This window comes from Streptomyces spongiicola (genome assembly GCF_003122365.1).
Lineage (GTDB): Bacteria > Actinomycetota > Actinomycetes > Streptomycetales > Streptomycetaceae > Streptomyces > Streptomyces spongiicola.
Map to the genome: position 1 here is coordinate 5078255 of NZ_CP029254.1, position 18149 is coordinate 5096403.

The window sequence follows — 18149 nt, forward strand, 5'->3', positions numbered from 1 at the left end:
CGTCCTCCGGCCCTGCGCTGCCGGCGCGCACCGGGCGACGCCCCCGACGGGCTGAGATCGCCGGACGCGGAACCGGAGCCCGCCGGTGCCGCCGTCGCCGATGCCGCCGTCCGGCCGTGCCCGTAGAGGCCGGCCGCACGGGGCCGCGAGCCGTGGCCCCGCCTGCCGCTCAGCCGCCCGGCAGGCGACCGCCCAGCCGCCCAGCCGCTCAGCCGCCCGGAAAGCCGACGCGGGCCGCTCAGTCACCCGACACCCGTACCCGGAACCCGCCCTCCGCGACCCGCGCCCGCAGTTGCTCGTCCGCCGACACCTCTCGGGCCGCGCGCACCACCGTGCCGTCCTCGCGTTGCAGCACCGCGTACCCCCGCTCCAGCGTCGCCGCGGGCGACAGCGCGACGACGCGCGCGCGGGTGTGGGACAGCTCGGAGTCAGCGCGGTCCAGCAGATGCCCCAGAACCCGGCGGCCCCGGGCCGCCAGGGCGTCCGTCTCCTGCTCGCGGTCCTCCACCATCCGATGCGGATGCTCCATGACACGCCGGTGCAGGCAGTGCTGCAGTCCCCGCTCCTCGCGCTCCAGCAGGCCGCGGACCGTCCTCAGGGCACGGTCCCGCAGCGTCCGCACCCGGTCCAGCTCCTCGCCGACGTCGGGCACGACCTTCTTCGCGGCGTCCGTCGGTGTCGAGGCCCGCAGATCGGCCACCAGATCGAGCAGCGGGGAGTCGGGCTCGTGCCCGATGGCGGACACCACCGGAGTGCGGCAGTCGGCGACCGCGCGCACCAGCTGCTCGTCGGAGAACGGCAGCAGGTCCTCCACGCTGCCCCCGCCGCGCGCCACGATGATCACGTCCACGCCCGGGTGCTCGTCCAGCTCCTGCACCGCCTGGATCACCTGCGGCACCGCGCGCACCCCCTGGACGGCTGCGTTGCGCACCTCGAACCGGACGGCGGGCCACCGCCTCCGCGCGTTCTCCAGGACGTCCCGCTCGGCGGCGGAGGCCCGCCCGCAGACCAGGCCGACCAGTTGAGGCAGGAACGGCAGGGGCTTCTTGCGGTCCGGCGCGAACAGGCCCTCGGCGCCGAGCGACCGCTTCAGGCGCTCCAGCCGCGCCAGCAGCTCACCGATGCCGACGGGCCTTATCTCGGCGGCCCGGAGCGAGAGCTGCCCGCGCGGGGCGTACCACTCGGGCTTGGCGTGGACGACCACGCGCGCGCCCTCGGCCACGGCATCCGCGACCGCGTCGAACACCTGCCGGTAGCAGGTGACGCTCACCGAGATGTCGTACGCGGGATCGCGCAGGGTCAGGAAGACCACCCCGGCGCCGGGACGGCGGGACAGCTGGGTGATCTGCCCCTCGACCCAGACCGCGCCCAGCCGGTCGATCCACCCTCCGATGAGCCGTGACACCTCGCCCACGGGCAGGGGGGCTTCGGCTGACGTAGTGAGACCCATGCCCGCGAGCGTAACGGCCGCCTATGACACGACCGGCCCTGCGGCACCGCTCCCCGCCCCGCACCGGGCCGTACCGCGTCGGGCAGCCATCCCCGCCCCGCCCCGCACCGGGCCGCCCCGCACCGGGCCGCCCCGCCCGGGGCGGCACCGCCCCGCGCATCCCCGCTCCGCCCTGCGCCGAGCCGCTCGCGGAGATCCGGCGTCGGGACCGCCGGCCGTAGCCACCGACCCGGAGCATTGGCCCGCACCGGCTCCCGTGCCTGCACCGGCTCCCGCGCCCGCACCGGCTCCCGCGCCCGCACCGGCTCCCGCGCCTGCACCGGCTCCCGTGCCTGCACCGGCTCCCGCGCCCGCGTCGCCTGTCGACCTGAGGCCTTCCGTCCGGCACGCCCCGCCCGCGAGGGGAACGACCACGCGCGCACGTGGCCGCGGGGTGACCTGAGCACGTCCGCCAGTTGGGCCCGGGAACGACCACGCGCGCACGTGGCCGCGGCCACCCGCATCACCGGCGACGTGGAGGACGGAGGAACGACCACGCGCGGCCGCGGGATCCGCGTGACGCGGAAGCTCGGCGGCGCCGAGGGACCCAACGACCACGCGCGGCCGCGGGATCCGCACCCGGATCAGCCCCGTGGGCGATCGTTCGCCCGTCCGGGGCGCCCTTACGATGGGGGCATGACTGCAACGAACGCCCGCCGCGTCCTCCTCGCCGCACCCCGTGGCTACTGCGCGGGCGTGGACCGTGCCGTGATCGCCGTGGAGAAGGCCCTCGAGCAGTACGGCGCGCCGATCTACGTCCGCCACGAGATCGTCCACAACAAGTACGTGGTGCAGACCCTGGAGAAGAAGGGCGCGATCTTCGTCGAGACGACGGAGGAGGTGCCCGAGGGGTCCATCGTCATGTTCTCGGCGCACGGCGTGGCCCCGGTCGTCCACGAGGAGGCCGCCGAGCGGAAGCTGGCCACCATCGACGCGACCTGCCCCCTGGTCACGAAGGTCCACAAGGAGGCCGTGCGGTACGCGAAGGACGACTTCGACATCCTCCTCATCGGCCACGAGGGCCATGAGGAGGTCATCGGCACCACCGGCGAGGCCCCGGAGCACATCACCCTGGTGGACGGTCCCGACGACGTGGACAAGGTCGAGGTCCGTGACCCGTCCAGGGTCGTCTGGCTGTCCCAGACCACGCTGTCCGTCGACGAGACGATGGAGACCGTGGACCGGCTGAAGACCAAGTTCCCGCTGCTGGTCTCCCCGCCGAGCGACGACATCTGCTACGCCACGCAGAACCGCCAGATCGCGGTGAAGCAGATGGGTGCCGAGGCGGACCTGGTCATCGTCGTCGGCTCGCAGAACTCCTCCAACTCCAAGCGGCTCGTCGAGGTCGCCCTGGGAGCGGGCGCCCGCGACGCCCACCTCGTGGACTACGCCCGCGAGATCGACGAGGCCTGGCTGGAGGGCGTCTCCACCGTGGGCCTCACGTCGGGTGCGTCGGTGCCGGAGGTGCTGGTCGACGAGGTCCTCGAGTGGCTGTCGCAGCGCGGGTTCGAGGACGTCGAGATCGTGAAGGCGGCCGAGGAGTCGATCACGTTCTCGCTGCCCAAGGAACTCCGCCGGGACCTGCGGGCCGAGGCGTCGTCACTCGTCGACGACTGACGCGCCGCGCCGCCCCGCCCCCCCGGCCCGGTCGGCTCGCCGCGGTCCGGAGGGGCGCGGGCGGCCGGGGGAGGGAAGTCCGGCGCGGGCCCCGCCGTCGGGGAGTGGCGGTCAGATCTTCCTCGTAACGTTGTGCCCATGAACGTCTTCGGAGTGGACATCGGCGGATCGGGGATCAAGGGCGCCCCCGTGGACCTGGACCGCGGCGAACTCGCCGAACCCCGTCACAAGGTACTCACCCCGCACCCGGCCGGGCCCGAGCCGGTGGCCGACTGCGTCGCGGAGGTGGTGCGGCACTTCGGCTGGTCGGGCCCCGTCGGGGTCACCTTCCCCGGAGTGGTCACCGGCTCGGTCATCCGTACGGCCGCCAACGTCGACAAGAACTGGATCGACGTCGACGCCGCCGAACTGCTGCGCGAGCGGCTCGGCGTCCCGGTGACCGTGCTGAACGACGCTGACGCCGCGGGAGTGGCCGAGATGACCTTCGGGGCCGGCAAGGGCCGCAAGGGCACGGTGATGCTGCTGACCCTGGGCACGGGTATCGGCAGCGCGCTCTTCATGGACGGCAGCCTGGTGCCGAACACGGAACTCGGCCATCTGGAGCTGCACGGCCACGAGGCCGAGAAGCGGGCATCGACCAAGGCCAAGGAGGACGAGGGGCTGAGCTGGGAGCACTGGGCCCGCCGGGTCCAGAAGTACCTGGCCCACCTGGAGATGCTGTTCTCGCCCGAACTGTTCATCCTCGGCGGCGGGGTCAGCCGCAAGGCGGACAAGTTCGTTCCGCTGCTCCATCACATCCGGGCGGAGATCGTCCCGGCCCAGCTGCGGAACAACGCGGGAATCGTCGGAGCGGCCATGACGGCGGCCCGGCACGGCTGAGCCGCCCCGCCGGGCACGCGGACGCGGGGGAGGCGCCGTCGCACCGCTGACGGGGACCTCCCCTCAGACGCGGCGCGGCGGCCCGGAGGGCCGGCGGGCACGGCGCCGGGCCGCCATCAGCCGGATCTTCCGCACGGTCGCGATCAGCCCGGCGACCAGCGTGCCCCCGTACAGCCAGCCCGCCTGCACGGCCAGCGCGGTGACGACGGCCATGACCTCGACACCGATGCCCCCGGGCCCGCCGGTCCCCGCCGAACCGCCGGTGATCGGTACCAGCCCCACGGCGAACGCGATCGGCACGCTGATCGGTGCGGTGACCAGGTCGGCGCTGCGTACCCAGAACCCGGTCAGAGCGCTGACCGGCAGGAACAGCACCCCGTAGACGACGGCGGAGCCGTCGAACAGGAGCTGGTCGACTGAGCCGATCACCAGCATCAGGGTGCAGGCGAACAGCCCGGCGCCCAGTCCGGTCAGCCGCGGGTTGGGCAGTCTGCGCAGGGCGGCCACCATCGGAGGACCCTGGCGCGCGGGCCGCTTCCCGGTCCGCTGGGGGGTGTCCGGCTGCCCGGGTCCACCGGGCCGGGCCGCGACCCGCTGGACCGAGGCGCCCTCGATGAGAGCGCCCTTGGAGAGGGGGGCCTGCTGCGAGAGAGGGGCCTGCGGCCGCGGCTGCCTCGAGGGGGTACCAGTCCTTTGCTGCTCCACGTGACCAACGTAGGTCGCGATGTGCGATCAGCACGTCACAGGACACGCCCTTTGGGGGAGCTTGGTCGGGAGTTCGAGGCGTCGCACGCGTGACGTACTCCGGCGGCCCGCCCGTAAACTGGGGGATCGGCCCACCCCCGGGCCCGGCAACCAGCCGGTCCTCACTCCAGGAAGTCGCCAACGTGTCGCTCACGATCGGAATCGTCGGTCTGCCGAATGTCGGCAAGTCGACCCTGTTCAACGCCCTGACCAAGAACGACGTGCTGGCGGCCAACTACCCGTTCGCCACCATCGAGCCCAATGTGGGCGTCGTCGGCGTCCCCGACGACCGGCTCGGCAGGCTGGCCGAGATCTTCGGCTCCCAGCGGGTCCTTCCGGCGACGGTGGACTTCGTCGACATCGCGGGCATCGTCCGCGGCGCCAGCGAGGGTGAGGGCCTGGGCAACAAGTTCCTGGCGAACATCCGCGAGTCCGACGCGATCTGCCAGGTCATCCGGGCCTTCGAGGACGAGAACGTCGTTCATGTCGACGGCAGGGTCTCCCCCCGGGACGACATCGAGACGATCAACACCGAGCTGATCCTGGCCGACCTCCAGACCATCGAGAAGGTCCTGCCGCGGCTCCAGAAGGAGTCGCGGATCAAGAAGGACGTGGCCCCGAAGGTCGCGGCGGTCGAGGCGGCCAGGGACATCCTGGAGAAGGGCGACACCCTCTTCTCCCACGGCATCGTCCAGGGCTCGGAGAACGCCGAGCTGCTGCACGACCTGCACCTGCTGACCACCAAGCCGTTCCTCTACGTCTTCAACGTCGACGAGGACGAGTTGACCGACGACGCGTTCAAGGACGAGCAGCGCGCGCTGGTCGCCCCGGCCGAGGCGATCTTCCTCAACGCCAAGCTGGAGGCGGACCTCGCCGAACTCGACGAGGAGGACGCCCTGGAACTCCTCCAGTCCGTCGGCGCGGAGGAGCCCGGCCTGACGACCCTCGCCCGCGTCGGCTTCGACACCCTCGGCCTCCAGACCTACCTCACGGCGGGCCCCAAGGAGTCGCGCGCCTGGACCATCAAGAAGGGTGCGACGGCTCCCGAGGCGGCCGGTGTGATCCACACCGACTTCCAGAAGGGCTTCATCAAGGCCGAGGTGATCTCCTTCGCCGACCTCGTCGACACCGGCTCGGTCGCCGAGGCCCGCGCCAAGGGCAAGGCGCGCATGGAGGGCAAGGACTACGTGATGCAGGACGGGGACGTGGTGGAGTTCCGGCACGGAGGAACGTCTGGGAGTGGCAAGAAGTAGCCGCCGAACCGGCGCCGCAGGCCGGCACCACGATTCATGGTTCGCGAATCAGAAAACAGATGTCAACCACCCGGTTGATTGCGTGCACTTGGGAGAGCGCTGGGATCACATCCACCGGTGAGGTCCGCCCCGAACCGGGCGGATCGCTCAGGGAGTGAGGTCGAGCACCCGGACTTCGGCCCCGTCCCAGGCCTTGGGCTGGACGGTGGCGACGCGTGCCCCATCCAGGCGCTCGGGGCCGGGCATGGCCACATGGTGGGTGTGGCACCAGCCCAGAGACCGCTCGTGGCCCGAGGCGGCCAGGACTGCGGCGAGATCGAGCGGATGGAAAACCACCTGGTCGAGCATGCCGAGGTGGCTGGCGAGTCCGGTGCGTATCCGGTCCGCTTCAGCGAGTGCGGCCAACGCGACGTGGACGCGCCAGGCCCCGGTCCCAGCGGCCTGGTACAGAAGGCGGGAGGCCAGGACGTTGCCTGAGCCCAGAGCGAGCAGCGCGCTGCCGTCGAGGACTACGTCGACGGGGGCGACAGGGTTCACGCGGCGCTGCCGAGCCGGCGCGTGAGCTCATCGTCCGCTGTGCGATCCTGCTCGGGGTCCGGGGCGTAGCCGGAGAGCGCGTGCAGGACTTCGAGGGTCTTCGCGACCTGCTCGTCCCGCTCGCTCTGCGTGAGGGTGTGGGTGGCGAATTCGCCGACGAGCCCCGCGATCGTGGTGTTCTTCTCGGCGGCCAGGATCGCCAGCCGGTCCCGGATGCTGCTCTCGACCTTGATCGTTGTGTGTGCCATGCCGGACAGAATACATCGGGTATACCCGCCCGGGGGGTGATGTGGCGTCGCTGCTTGCGCCTCCTCGGTCAGGGGCCGAGGGGTGCGCTGTGTGCTTCGTCGAGCAGGCACCTCGGCAGGGGTTGAGTTCGAGCGAGCCCGGCCCCTTCTGTGTTCCCGTGCTGACTGGTGCCGGATTCCAGTTGGCCCGTGGCGGGCTGAGCTTGTCGAGATCCAGGCTGATCTCGAAAGGCACAGGGCGCTTCAGGGTGCCCCGGAAGATGCCGGCAGGCGCGTAGACGCCGGTCGGTCCGTCGAGTTCATAGGCGTGGACGACGGGGAGGCCGCCCTCGTCCTCGATGCACCACGGGGCCGCGGGTGTGGCACGTTGGGGCGGGGGAAGGGGGTGCGACCGGAGGGGCGGGGTGGGGGGAACCTCATACGATCTTTATGTGACGTGCATCACCGGTGCTCCGCCCGGTTCGCTCATGGCGAGTGATCGAATCGGATAGACGGGCTCCGGTACGTGGTTCACGGCTCCGGATGAAGTGGGCATGCCGGGCGGACGGTGGGCGGGTGTGCCGCTGATCTTCGGTTCGGCCGTTGCTCCCTGTCATCAAGGCCGGTTGGTGCCCCAGGGTGAGCGGATCCGTCGAACCTTGACGGAAGCACACGGGTGACGTTGACTCGACCCCCGCTGTGACCAGCCGGTGACCACGGGGTGGGGGATATGGGAACGGGGAGGGCGCCTCGGTGCGCCCGGAGACAGTTGGTCGGTGCTGCCGCGGTCGCGGTTTCCGCGCTGTTGGCCGCGACGGTGCTCACGGTGCCCGTTGCCCGGGCGGCTGAAGGCTCCACCTGGGACGCGCGGGCCGCGTCGCCCGGGGGCGGAAGCGCACAGCAGGGCGAGGGGCGGACGGCGCTTGCCGAGGCCGAGGAGTCGGGGGAGCGCGTCGAGGTTGCCGGTGAGCGGTCGGAGCGTTCGACCGTGTACGCCAACCCGGACGGCTTCACGTTCACTCTGGAGGAGTCGGCGGTCCCGGTGCGGGTGGCCGAGCCCGGCGGAGGATGGCAGGCGCCGGACGCCACGCTGATTCGGCGTCAGGACGGGTCGGTGGCGCCGAAGGCGGCAGCAGTGCAGATGGTGCTTTCCGGTGGTGGGGACAAGAGTCCGCTGGTGTCGATCGCCGATGCGGGCCGGTCGTTGGCGCTGGCCTGGCCCGGGCAGCTTCCGTCGCCGGAGTTGGACGGGGCGAGCGCGCTGTACCGGGAGGTGCTGCCGGATGTGGACCTGAAGGTCACGGCGACACCGGAGAGTTTCCAGCATGTGCTCGTCGTCAAGACGCCTGAGGCAGCGGCCGACCCGAGGCTGAAGAAGCTGACCTTCGGGCTCACGTCTCGAGGGTTGTCGGTCCGCAAGGGCCTGGCGGGCAGTCTGGCCGCGGTCGACGCGGACGGCAGGACCGTCTTCCGCGCTCCGCCGGCACAGATGTGGGACTCGGCCGGAAAGGCGAAAGCAGCACAGCCGGCGACCCCGCAGCGGAAGTCCGCACTGCTTGGGGCGGCAGGGGCCGGTCCGGTCGCTTCCATGAAGCAGTCCGATTCACCCGCGGACGAGGCGGAGGTCGCCGAGTCCGGGAAGGGGCTGGAGCCCGGTCAGGGCGACAAGGTCGTCAGGATGGACGTGCAGTTGGGCAAGGACGCCCTGACGGTGGTGCCCGACCCGGACATGCTGACCAAGACTCCGGCGTCGGCGTTCCCGCTGTTCATCGACCCGACGGTGACGTGGGGGGAGTCGGAGCGGACGCTGCTGCGCAGCGATGGCTATGAGTCCTACAACTGGTCCAACGGGGACGACGGCCTGGGCAAGGGCGTCGGCAAGTGCGGTACGTGGGGCGGGTACTACTGCGGACCGGGCTATGTGCAGCGGCTGTACTTCGAGTTCTCCCCGGAGAACCTCAAGGGCAAGAACGTGCTGGACGCGACGTTCCGGGTGACCGAGCCGTGGGCGTTCCAGTGCGATCCGCGCTGGGTCGATCTGGTGCGTACGAACAACATCTCCTCCTCCACCACCTGGGCGTCCCGTCCCGGGAGGCTGGACCTGATGGGCGATCGGCATGTGTCCGCTGGGCGGGGTTCGCTGTGCGATCCGGACTCCCCGGACGCGCCGATCGAGTTCAACGACAACCCGGCCGAGTCGGATGAGAACCTCACTCCGACGGTCAGGAGCTTCGCGGCGGGCAAGTTCTCCCGGCTGACCCTGGAGATCCGCGCGCATGACGAGTCGGACACATCGGCGTGGAAGCGGTTCAAGAACGACGCGGTGCTCTCGGTGAAGTACGTGGGGCTGCCGGCGCTTCCCGCGGAGGTCGGGCTGGTCGCCGGATCGGGCCTGGTGTGCTCGACGAACGAGAACGACCCGGCCGTCGTCTCCGACCCGACTCCGCTGGTGACGGGCAAGCCGAAGACCGCCGTGGGCGGCTCACCGGGGGCGAACCTGCGGATCCGGTGGCGCACGGACCGGTGGAACGGATCGTCCTGGGTGACGGCCCACACGGATGTCGACAGCCCCACCTCCGGGTACGTCGGGAACCTGGTCAAGCAGTCCAGGAGCCTGCCGACCCTGTCCGAGGGGACGAAGTACCGGCTGAAGGCGCTGACCCTGTCGTACTACGAGGACGGCTCGAACCGGCTCAACACCGGCTACACCACGCCGTGCTACTTCACCGTCGACCCCACCGCGCCGAAGGCCCCCGAGATCACGGTCGGCAGCCCGTACACCGAGTGCACGCCCAACGCGTGCGCCTCGGGAGGCGGCCCCGGCAAGCGGGGCACGTTCACCTTCCGCCCGGCCGACGGGGACACCACGAACGTCGCCTACCAGTACCGCCTCACCGACGGCGCGGCCTGGAGCGACGCCGAGAAGGTCTGCAAGTCCGGTACACCGGTCTTCGTGTGCGAGGTCGCTCCTCCTACCTCGGGCTACGTGATCGGGTGGCAGGCGGCGATCACCCCTGACCGCTCGGGGACGTTTCGGCTGTATGCGCGGGCGAAGGACGAGGTGGGTCGCTGGGGAGCCCAGCAGGTCGTCGACTTCCTGGTCGCCGCGGGTGAGGGGCCGGTCGGACGCTGGCACTTCGACGAGGCCGGCGGTCCGGCCGTCGACTCGGCCACGGCCGGCGGGGCGAGCCGTCATGACGCCACGCTCGCCGGTACCGCGGTCCGCGACGACCGAGGCCGCCGCGGACTGCTCACGCACGACGCCGACGGCGTCCCGTTGGAGACGCCGGTGACCGACCGGGGACTCATGCTGGACGGCAGCGGCGCGTACGCCGCCACGAGTGGGCCCGTGCTGGAGACCCGGTCGGCCTATACGGTCTCCGCGTGGGCCCGGCTGGGAAGTAACGCCCAAGACGGGATCGTCCTCTCCCAAGACGGCGCGAACTACAGTTCACTCCTCCTCTGGTACGAGAAGTCCTACGACACCTGGGTGTTCGGCGTGAAGGAGAAGGACGAGGACAACGGGCAGGCTTACTTCGGTGTGCAGGCGAAGGTCCCGGCTACCGTCAATGCCTGGACGCATCTCGCCGGCAGCTACGACCCGGCCACCCAGGAACTCCGCTTCTATGTCAACGGTGTGCTGCAAAGTACGCGTACCGTTCCTGGCTCCTGGTCCTCGACAGGCCCGTTCAACATGGGCCGCTACCTGTGGGCGGGTAAGCGCTACTGGGCCTTCGACGGTTCGATCGACGAGGTGGCAGCCTGGCAGCGGAAGCTGAGCGACGCGGAGGTCGCCGACGAGGCGAGGCTCCTGACGTCGGAGGGCTTCGCGGGGGCGGAGCTGATCGCGGACTGGTCCGCCGCCGGTGCCTCGGGCACCACGGTCGCCGACACGACCTCCGGCTACGGCAGGGCGCTCTCCCTGTCCGGAGGGGCGGCCATCAAGGACGGTGAGATCGTGCTCGACGGCGTGGATGACGCCGCCACGGCGACCGGCCCGCTCGTGGACGACACGGGATCCTTCACCGTCACTACGCTGGCCGCCCTGGACGGGGCCGCGCTCGCGAAGAACGACGTGGGCTACACCGGGCAGGTCCTCGGCCAGCGCACGGCGGACGGCTCTGCCTGGGGCTTCTGGTACCAGCTGACCGGTAAGGACACCGTGCTGGACGAGGAGACACTCGAAGACCGCACCGTGCCGGTCGGCAAGTGGCATTTCGGGCGGCTCAACGCCGACGGCACCTTCTCCTCGGTCGTCTCCGACGAGGTCGCTGAACTGGACGGGCTGGTGCGTCTGACCGGGCTCCATGACGCCCAGGCGGGAACGATCAGTCTCCATCTGGGCCACAACCAGACCGGCGATGCGCAGGTGTTCACGGCCAAGACCGGTTCGGGTGACTTCGCGATCGGCAAGGGCTTCACCTCGGGCGGCTGGAAGCACTACCTGCCTGCCCGGATCGCGGAAGTACGACTGTGGGCGGGTGCGATGGCCAGCCCGGAGCAGATCGAGACGCGCGTGGGCGACTGACGGACCGAGTGCGGGCAGCAGCGCGTGGCTGCTGCCTGCTCCGCGGCCGCGAGCGGCCGCAGCGACGACCTTTTGTGGACCTTGCACTTCCGGACGGGTGGGGCGGAACCGATGGCTGTTGGCATAGGCACTACAAGCAGGACTCCTCGCAGTGCGCGTCGAGGTCGAAGACAGCTGCTGATCCATTCCCTGGCCTTGGCGCTGATCGCCCCTCTGGGCGTGGCGGCGGCCGCGCCGACCGTGAACGCCGCGGGTGGTCTGGGCCGGCCCGAACTCCCCGAACAGCGGGTCAGCAAGGTCAGGCCGGTCGACTCGCTGGGGGCGAAGGAGGCTCGCGAGAGGGTCGCAAGGGACAGGAAGGCCAACGCCGCGCAGGCCCGGCGCGCTCTGGCGGAACAGAAGGGCACTTGGCCCCGGCAGGGCAAGGCGACCGTCAAGCTCACCCGCGGCAAGGCGGGCAAGGCCGGTCCGGGCGGCGTTCCGGTCTCGGTGACGGTGGCGCCCGGCAAGCGGGCCGGGACGACGGCGCCCGCGCCGTCCGAAGCCCGGATCACGGTCCTGGACCAGAAGGCCGCGCAGAAGGCCGGCGTCACGGGTGTCGTGCTGACCGCAGACGCTGATGCCGCGGGTGAGGCCGACCTCACCGTCGACTACTCCGGCTTCGCCTCCAAGCTGGGCGGCGGCTGGGCGCAGCGTCTGCGGTTGGTGCAGCTTCCCGCGTGTGCCCTGACCACGCCGCAGAAGCCCGCCTGCCGCAAGCAGACCCCGCTGAAGTCGCAGAACGACGTCCGTGGACAGTCGGTCTCAGCCCAGGTGACGCTGCCCGAGAGCGCAGGCGGTGTCTCGACGCAGCTCGCCTTCGCGGCCACGGGCGCGGCGACGGTTCTGGCCGTGACGGCGACCGGTTCCGGATCCGGTGAGTCTCCTTCGGGCACGGGCGACTACTCGGCGACGCCGTTGTCGGAGTCCTCCGCCTGGCAGGCCGGCGGCAATTCGGGCGCGTTCACCTGGAGCTACGACTTCACCATGCCGCCCGCGGCCGCCGGCCCTGTGCCGACGCTGTCGCTCTCCTACGACTCGGGCAGCATCGACGGCCGTACCGCGAGCACCAACAACCAGGGAACCTCGGTCGGTGAGGGCTTCTCCCTGACCGAGTCCTACATCGAGCGCACCTACGGCTCCTGTGATGACGACGGCCACAAGGACGTCTTCGATCGCTGCTGGAAGTACGACAACGCCCGGCTGGTCCTCAACGGCAAGTCCTCCCGGCTGGTGAAGGACGGCGACGGCACCTGGCGGCTGGAAGGGGACGACGCCTCCAAGGTGGTCCGCTCCACGGGCGCCGACAACGGTGACGACGACGGCGAGTATTGGACCGTCATCACCGGCAACGGCACCAGGTACGTCTTCGGACGGGACAAGCTCGACGGCGCCACCACTCAGCGCACCAACTCCACTTGGACGACGCCGGTCTTCGGTGACGATTCCGGCGAACCGGGTTACTCGAAGGGCACCAGCTTCTCCGGCCGGTCACTGGACCAGGCATGGCGCTGGAATCTCGACTATGTCGAGGACGTTCACGGCAACGCCTCCACCTACTGGTACGCCAAGGAGACCAATTACTACAAGAAGAACAAGTCCGCCACCGCCAATGCCTCCTACGACCGCGGCGGCTATCTGAAGGAGATCACGTACGGTCTGCGCAAGGGCGCGCTCTTCACCGACGACGCCGACGCGAAGGTCACGTTCGGATACGCCGAGCGGTGCACCGCGGCGGACTGCACCTCGCTGACCGAGAAGACCTCGGACAACTGGCCTGACGTTCCGTTCGACGCGATCTGCTCCAACGGGGACGACGAGTGCCTGGGGTCCGCGCCGTCGTTCTTCTCCCGCAAACGCCTCACCGCAGTGAACACCTACTCCTGGTCCGCTGCCGGCAGCACGTTCGAGCCGGTGGACTCCTGGGCCCTGACCCAGAAGTACCTGGACGGCGGCGACATCGGCGACACCAGCGACCACGTCCTGACCCTCCAGTCCCTCAAGCAGACCGGAAAGACAGCCGCGACGGACATCGCACTGAACCCGATCTCGTTCACCTACCAGATGCGGCCCAACCGGGTCGATGCCACCGACGACATCCTGCCGCTCACCAGGCCCCGCATCTCCACCGTCACCTCGGAGACCGGAGCGATCACCACGGTGACTCTCTCCGCGCCGGAGTGCGTGCGCGGCGAGGTCACCGGCGCGGCCGAGGACACCAACACCCGCAACTGCTACCCGCAGTACTGGAACATCAACGGCGCCGAGAACGCCTCGGTGGACTGGTTCCACAAATACCGGGTCCTCGCCGTCACGGTCTCCGACCCGGCCGGGCAGAACGACACCGTCGAGCACGCATACGAATACGCCGGCGCGGCCTGGCACCACAGCGACGACCCCTTCACACCGAAGGACGAGCGGACCTGGTCCGACTGGCGCGGCTACCGCCAGGTGACGGCGTACTCCGGCGCGAAGGACACCACCCGCTCCAAGACCGTCTCCCTCTACCTGCAGGGCATGCACGGGGACAAGAAGAAGGATGGCACCACCAAGAGCGTCTCCCTGGCACCTCTGTCGGCCCCGAGTCTCGGCATGTCGACCATCCAGGACAGCAACCAGTACGCCGGCCAACTGCGGGAGAAGGTCACCTACGACGGCGCCACCGCCATCAGCGCCGAGGCTTACGAGCCGTGGTCGAAGGAGACCGCACGCCAGACCGGCGTACCCGATGCCGGCGACCACGTCGCCCGGTTCGTCCGCACCAAGTCGACCACCACCTACACCTATCTGACGGTCCCGAAGTCCTGGCGCGCCCGCACGGTCACCACCGGCTACGACGACTACGGCATGCCGTCCACGGTCGAAGACCGCGGCGACGACGCCAAGACCGGCGACGAGACCTGCACGAACACCTGGTACGCCCGCAACGACACCGCAGGGCTGACCACACTCGTTTCCCGCACACGGGTGGTGGGCAAGGCGTGCGGCGTGGCCGACAGCGGGCTGGACCTGCCCGCGGACTCCTCCCGCCGCGGCGACGTACTCTCCGACACGGCCACCGCCTACGACGGCGCCACCACCTGGTCGCCGACGATGAAGCCGACCAAGGGCCTGGCGACGTGGACCGGCCGTGCCGAGGCATACGGTGCCACGGGGGCAGTGACTTGGCAGAAGACCGGCACCACCGCGTACGACGTGCTGGGCCGCCTGCTGTCCGTAGCCAACGCTGACGGGAAGGCGACCAGCACCGCCTACACACCGGCCGAGGCCGGGCCGCTGACCAAGACGATCGTCACCGACCCCAAGGGCTTCAGGAAGGTCAACTTCCTTGACCACCGGCGCGGGTTGCCGGAGCGTGTCTACGACGCGAACCTGAAGAAGACCGAGCTGGTACACGACGCTCTCGGCCGCCTGACCGAGGTGTGGCTGCCCAACCGGAACAAGGCCGCCGGCTACAGCGCCAACAGCAAGTTCGCCTACCACCTCAGCAACACCGGGCAGTCCTGGGTGTCGACCTCCACGCTGAAGAAGGACGGCACCACCTACAACACCAGCTACGCGATCGCCGACTCCCTGCTGCGGCCGCTGCAGACCCAGTCACCGACCCCGCAGGGCGGCCGGCTGCTGACCGACACCCGCTACGACTCCCGCGGCCTGGCGTATGAGACGTACGCCGACATCTTCGACACCACCTCCACCCCGAACGGCACCTACACCCGCGCCGAGCACGGGGAGGCGCCCACCCAGACCGGGACCGTCTTCGACGGAGTGGGACGGGCCACCACGAACACGCTGTACGTGTACGGCGTCAAGAAGTGGTCCACCCCCACCGGCTACACCGGCGACTCCACCGCTACCACCGCGCTCCAGGGCGGCAGCGCCACCCGGACCATCACCGACGCCCGCGGCCAGACCGTCGAGACCCGCGAATACGCGGGCGCCGACCCCGCCGACACCCAGTACGGCTCCGGCCTGGGCGCCTCGTACACGTCCACGAAGTTCGCCCACACGTTGGACGGTAAGCAGACCTCCATCACCGGCCCGGACGGCGCCAAGTGGACTTACGGCTACGACCTGTTCGGCCGCCAGACCAGCGCGGACGACCCGGACAAGGGCACGGCGACCACTGTCTTCAATGCACTTGACCAGGCCGTCAAGTCCACCGACTCGCGCGGCAAATCGGTCCTGACCGACTACGACGAGCTCGGCCGACCGATCGGTACCTGGTCCGGCACGAAGACCGACGCCAACAAGCTCACCGCCCACACCTACGACACCCTGCTCAAGGGCCTCCCCGTCACCGCCACCCGCTACGTCGGCGGCAAGACCGGCCAGGCATACGCCAAGACCGTCACCGCCTACGACAGTCTGTCCCGGCCGGTGGGATCCACGCTCCAGCTCCCGGCCGACGACCCGCTGGTGAAGGCAGGCGCCCCGGCGACGCTGGAGTACTCCAGCTACTACAACATCGACGGCACCCTGCAGAACAGCAAAGAGCCGGCCATGGGCGGCCTGGAATCGGAGATCATCGGATACGGGTACGACAACCTGGGCAACGTCACCTCCATCGGCGGCTCCACCGGATACCTGCTCGACGTGGACTACTCCGCTCTCGGCCAGGCCCAGCAGCTCACCCTCGGCACGGCCAGCGTCGCGGGACACAAGAAGACCTACGTCACCAACACGTACGAGGAGGGAACCGGCCGTCTGACTCGCAGCCATGTCACGGACCAGACCCACCCGTACATGCTGCAGGACCTGAACTACACCTTCGACGAGGCCGGCAACGTCACCTCGATCGCCGACCCGACCACTCTCGGGGGCACGTCTTCGGCCGAGACCCAGTGCTTCACCTACGACGGGCACCGCCGCCTGTCCGAGGCCTGGACCCCCGCCTCACACAAGTGCAGCGACGCCCGCAACGCGTCCAGCCTGTCCGGCCCCGCGCCCTACTGGACCAGCTACACCTACAACCAGGCCGGCCAGCGCACCGAGGAGACGATCCACAAGACCGGCGGTGACACCAAGACCACCTACTGCTACCAGGGCAACCAGCCCCACACCCTCACCGGCACCAGCACCAAGGCCGACTGCACCAACCCCGAGCGGGCCTACGGCTACGACGCCACCGGCAACACCACCAAACGCCCCGGCAAGACCGGGAACCAGGACCTCGCCTGGTCCGAAGAGGGCAAACTCGCCAAGCTCACCGAATCCGGCAAGTCCACCGACTACCTCTACGACGCCGACGGCACCCTGTTGATCCGCGCGACAGCGGGCGGCGAGCGGATCCTGTACGCCGGAGCCACCGAACTCCACCTCCGCGCCAACGGCACCACCTGGGCCCAGCGCCACTACACCGCAGGCGACCTCACCGTCGCCGTCCGAACCAACGCAAGCGGCACCAACAAGCTCACCTACCTCACCGGCGACCACCACGGCACCCGGAACCTGGCCATCTCCACCGACAGCGCCCAGACCTTCGGCAAGCGGTACTCCACCCCCTTCGGCGCAGAACGCGGCACCCCCACCGGCACCACCTGGCCCGACGACAAGGGTTTCCTCGGCAAGACCGACGACAAGACCACCGGGCTCACCCACATCGGCGCCCGTCAATACGACTCCGCCATCGGCCAGTTCCTCAGCGCCGACCCGCTGCTCAGCCTCGGCCAGCCCGGCTCGCTGAACGGCTACAGCTACGCCAACCAAAACCCCAAGACCGCCAGCGACCCGACCGGCCTGGAAAGCTGCTACCCCGTCAACTGCTCTGGCAGCAACGGAACCTATGGCGAATACAAACCACCCAAACGACCCAACACCGCTGTCTCCGGAGGAAATCCAGGAAGCCCCGGAAACTCCGGATCTTACGTACCCTATTCTCCAGGCCAGAAGAAGAAGACCCTTGCCGACTCAAGTAAAGGCCGCTACAACGTCTACGGCCACCAGGGGCGCAATTCCTACGGCCCCAACCACGTCTACACCCAGGCCCAATGGGACGCTGATCATGGCCGTGCCCAGCGCCTCCAAGGTCAGGCTGACGCGGAGCGGCGGGCCCGAGAGAGCGCGGAGCGGACGCAGGCGGAACGAGGCTTCTGGGGTTGGTTCGGAGAAATGGCCCAGAATACTGCGAAGTCAGCGAAGAAATGGATAAAGGATCACGAGACCTTTCTCCTTGGTGCAGCTGCTGGTGTGGGCTGTGCGATCGCCGTTGCAAGTATTGCCGGGGCAGGTGTGTGTGCCGTTATTGCTGGCGCAGTTGTGGGTGCTGGAGCATGGCAGTACAAGAATCCCGGATCCACGGACACGGACCAGGCGTTCTCCTACATGGGGCAGGGGGCTGCTGGAGCCGCGATGGGGCTTGCTCAGGGTGCCCCTCTTGTGGCTACGGTAAGGGGTGTTCTTGTTCGACGTGCAGAGCGGGAAGCGGCGAGGGTGGCGGAGCGGGAAGCGGCGAAACGTGAGGATGAATTCTATCGGTACTACATGTGAGTGTCTGGTGAACGAAAACGACGGGTCTTATTGGTTGGAGGGAAATGAATGAATCGGGCCGTTGATTTCTCCTTCGGTGTCATGATTGGGGTCGTTTGCGCAGTGATGGTGGTCGAGCTGTGTCAGCGAAGGGATAAACCGTCCCTAGGGCCACTCAGGGCTGGGATGTTCGCCAGCGGTTTGGTTTTCCTGGTGCTTTACATCGTGTATCCCTGACGCTGGCCCAGTGTCACTTACCTTAAGGTCATCTGTGTGTTTTCTGTCATGCTGCCGGCGTCAGTTCTTGCGTAAAGTTGCCCTGTGTCCATAAGTATTGACGGGGTGTCATCGGCTTGGCTGCAGGAGTT

The 18149-nt window shown here is 69.3% G+C and carries 9 protein-coding genes and 1 pseudogene; 5 read left to right on the forward strand and 5 right to left on the reverse strand.

Going from position 1 to position 18149, the window contains the following annotated elements; translation table 11 throughout:
* Positions 1-238: 238 nt before the first annotated feature.
* A complete protein-coding gene (gene xseA / locus DDQ41_RS22345) occupies positions 239-1450 on the reverse strand; it encodes an exodeoxyribonuclease VII large subunit (protein ID WP_109296081.1) in 1212 nt (403 codons plus the stop codon).
* Positions 1451-2125: 675 nt separating this feature from the next.
* Here xseA and DDQ41_RS22355 point away from each other — a divergent pair.
* Positions 2126-3106 carry a 4-hydroxy-3-methylbut-2-enyl diphosphate reductase gene (locus tag DDQ41_RS22355; protein ID WP_109297884.1) on the forward strand — a complete coding sequence of 327 codons (981 nt, stop codon included), beginning with the start codon at positions 2126-2128 and terminating at the stop codon, positions 3104-3106.
* 138 nt (positions 3107-3244) lie between these two features.
* Entirely contained in the window at positions 3245-3985 is a 741-nt protein-coding gene (gene ppgK / locus DDQ41_RS22360) for a polyphosphate--glucose phosphotransferase (protein ID WP_109296083.1), read from the forward strand.
* 63 nt (positions 3986-4048) lie between these two features.
* On the opposite strand, the gene DDQ41_RS22365 is transcribed toward ppgK, so the two are convergent.
* Positions 4049-4690, reverse strand: coding sequence for a DUF6542 domain-containing protein (locus DDQ41_RS22365; protein ID WP_109296084.1), 642 nt, complete (start codon positions 4688-4690; stop codon positions 4049-4051).
* A gap of 182 nt (positions 4691-4872) precedes the next feature.
* Here DDQ41_RS22365 and ychF point away from each other — a divergent pair, with 182 nt between their 5' ends.
* A complete protein-coding gene (gene ychF / locus DDQ41_RS22370; RefSeq protein ID WP_109296085.1) occupies positions 4873-5982 on the forward strand; it encodes a redox-regulated ATPase YchF in 1110 nt (369 codons plus the stop codon).
* 147 nt (positions 5983-6129) lie between these two features.
* Here the strand turns inward: ychF and DDQ41_RS22375 are convergent, their stop codons facing one another.
* The 3 genes and pseudogenes from DDQ41_RS22375 to DDQ41_RS32625 form a co-directional block, all read right to left on the reverse strand.
* Positions 6130-6519, reverse strand: a complete 390-nt coding sequence (locus tag DDQ41_RS22375) for a PIN domain-containing protein (protein WP_109296086.1) — start codon at positions 6517-6519, stop codon at positions 6130-6132.
* The gene (locus DDQ41_RS31415) at positions 6516-6767 is read right to left on the reverse strand and encodes a hypothetical protein (RefSeq protein WP_147317690.1); all 252 of its coding nucleotides are present in this window, start codon (positions 6765-6767) and stop codon (positions 6516-6518) included. The genes DDQ41_RS22375 and DDQ41_RS31415 overlap by 4 nt, the downstream gene beginning before the upstream one ends.
* A gap of 187 nt (positions 6768-6954) precedes the next feature.
* A pseudogene (locus DDQ41_RS32625) lies at positions 6955-7113 on the reverse strand (Uma2 family endonuclease); the annotation flags it as partial.
* 363 nt (positions 7114-7476) lie between these two features.
* Here DDQ41_RS32625 and DDQ41_RS22385 point away from each other — a divergent pair.
* Both DDQ41_RS22385 and DDQ41_RS22390 read left to right on the forward strand, forming a co-directional pair.
* The gene (locus DDQ41_RS22385; RefSeq protein ID WP_109296087.1) at positions 7477-11274 is read left to right on the forward strand and encodes a LamG domain-containing protein; all 3798 of its coding nucleotides are present in this window, start codon (positions 7477-7479) and stop codon (positions 11272-11274) included.
* Positions 11275-11385: 111 nt separating this feature from the next.
* On the forward strand, positions 11386-17802 hold the full coding sequence (locus DDQ41_RS22390) for an RHS repeat domain-containing protein (protein WP_262508542.1): 6417 nt from the start codon (positions 11386-11388) through the stop codon (positions 17800-17802).
* Positions 17803-18149: the final 347 nt, after the last annotated feature.

Coding starts and splice junctions, on each gene's coding strand:
- xseA (WP_109296081.1), bottom strand. CDS start 1,450: ATGGGTCTCACTACGTCAGCCGAAGCCCCCCTGCCCGTGGGCGAGGTG.
- DDQ41_RS22355 (WP_109297884.1), top strand. CDS start 2,126: ATGACTGCAACGAACGCCCGCCGCGTCCTCCTCGCCGCACCCCGTGGC.
- ppgK (WP_109296083.1), top strand. CDS start 3,245: ATGAACGTCTTCGGAGTGGACATCGGCGGATCGGGGATCAAGGGCGCC.
- DDQ41_RS31415 (WP_147317690.1), bottom strand. CDS start 6,767: ATGGCACACACAACGATCAAGGTCGAGAGCAGCATCCGGGACCGGCTG.
- DDQ41_RS22385 (WP_109296087.1), top strand. CDS start 7,477: ATGGGAACGGGGAGGGCGCCTCGGTGCGCCCGGAGACAGTTGGTCGGT.
- DDQ41_RS22390 (WP_262508542.1), top strand. CDS start 11,386: ATGGCTGTTGGCATAGGCACTACAAGCAGGACTCCTCGCAGTGCGCGT.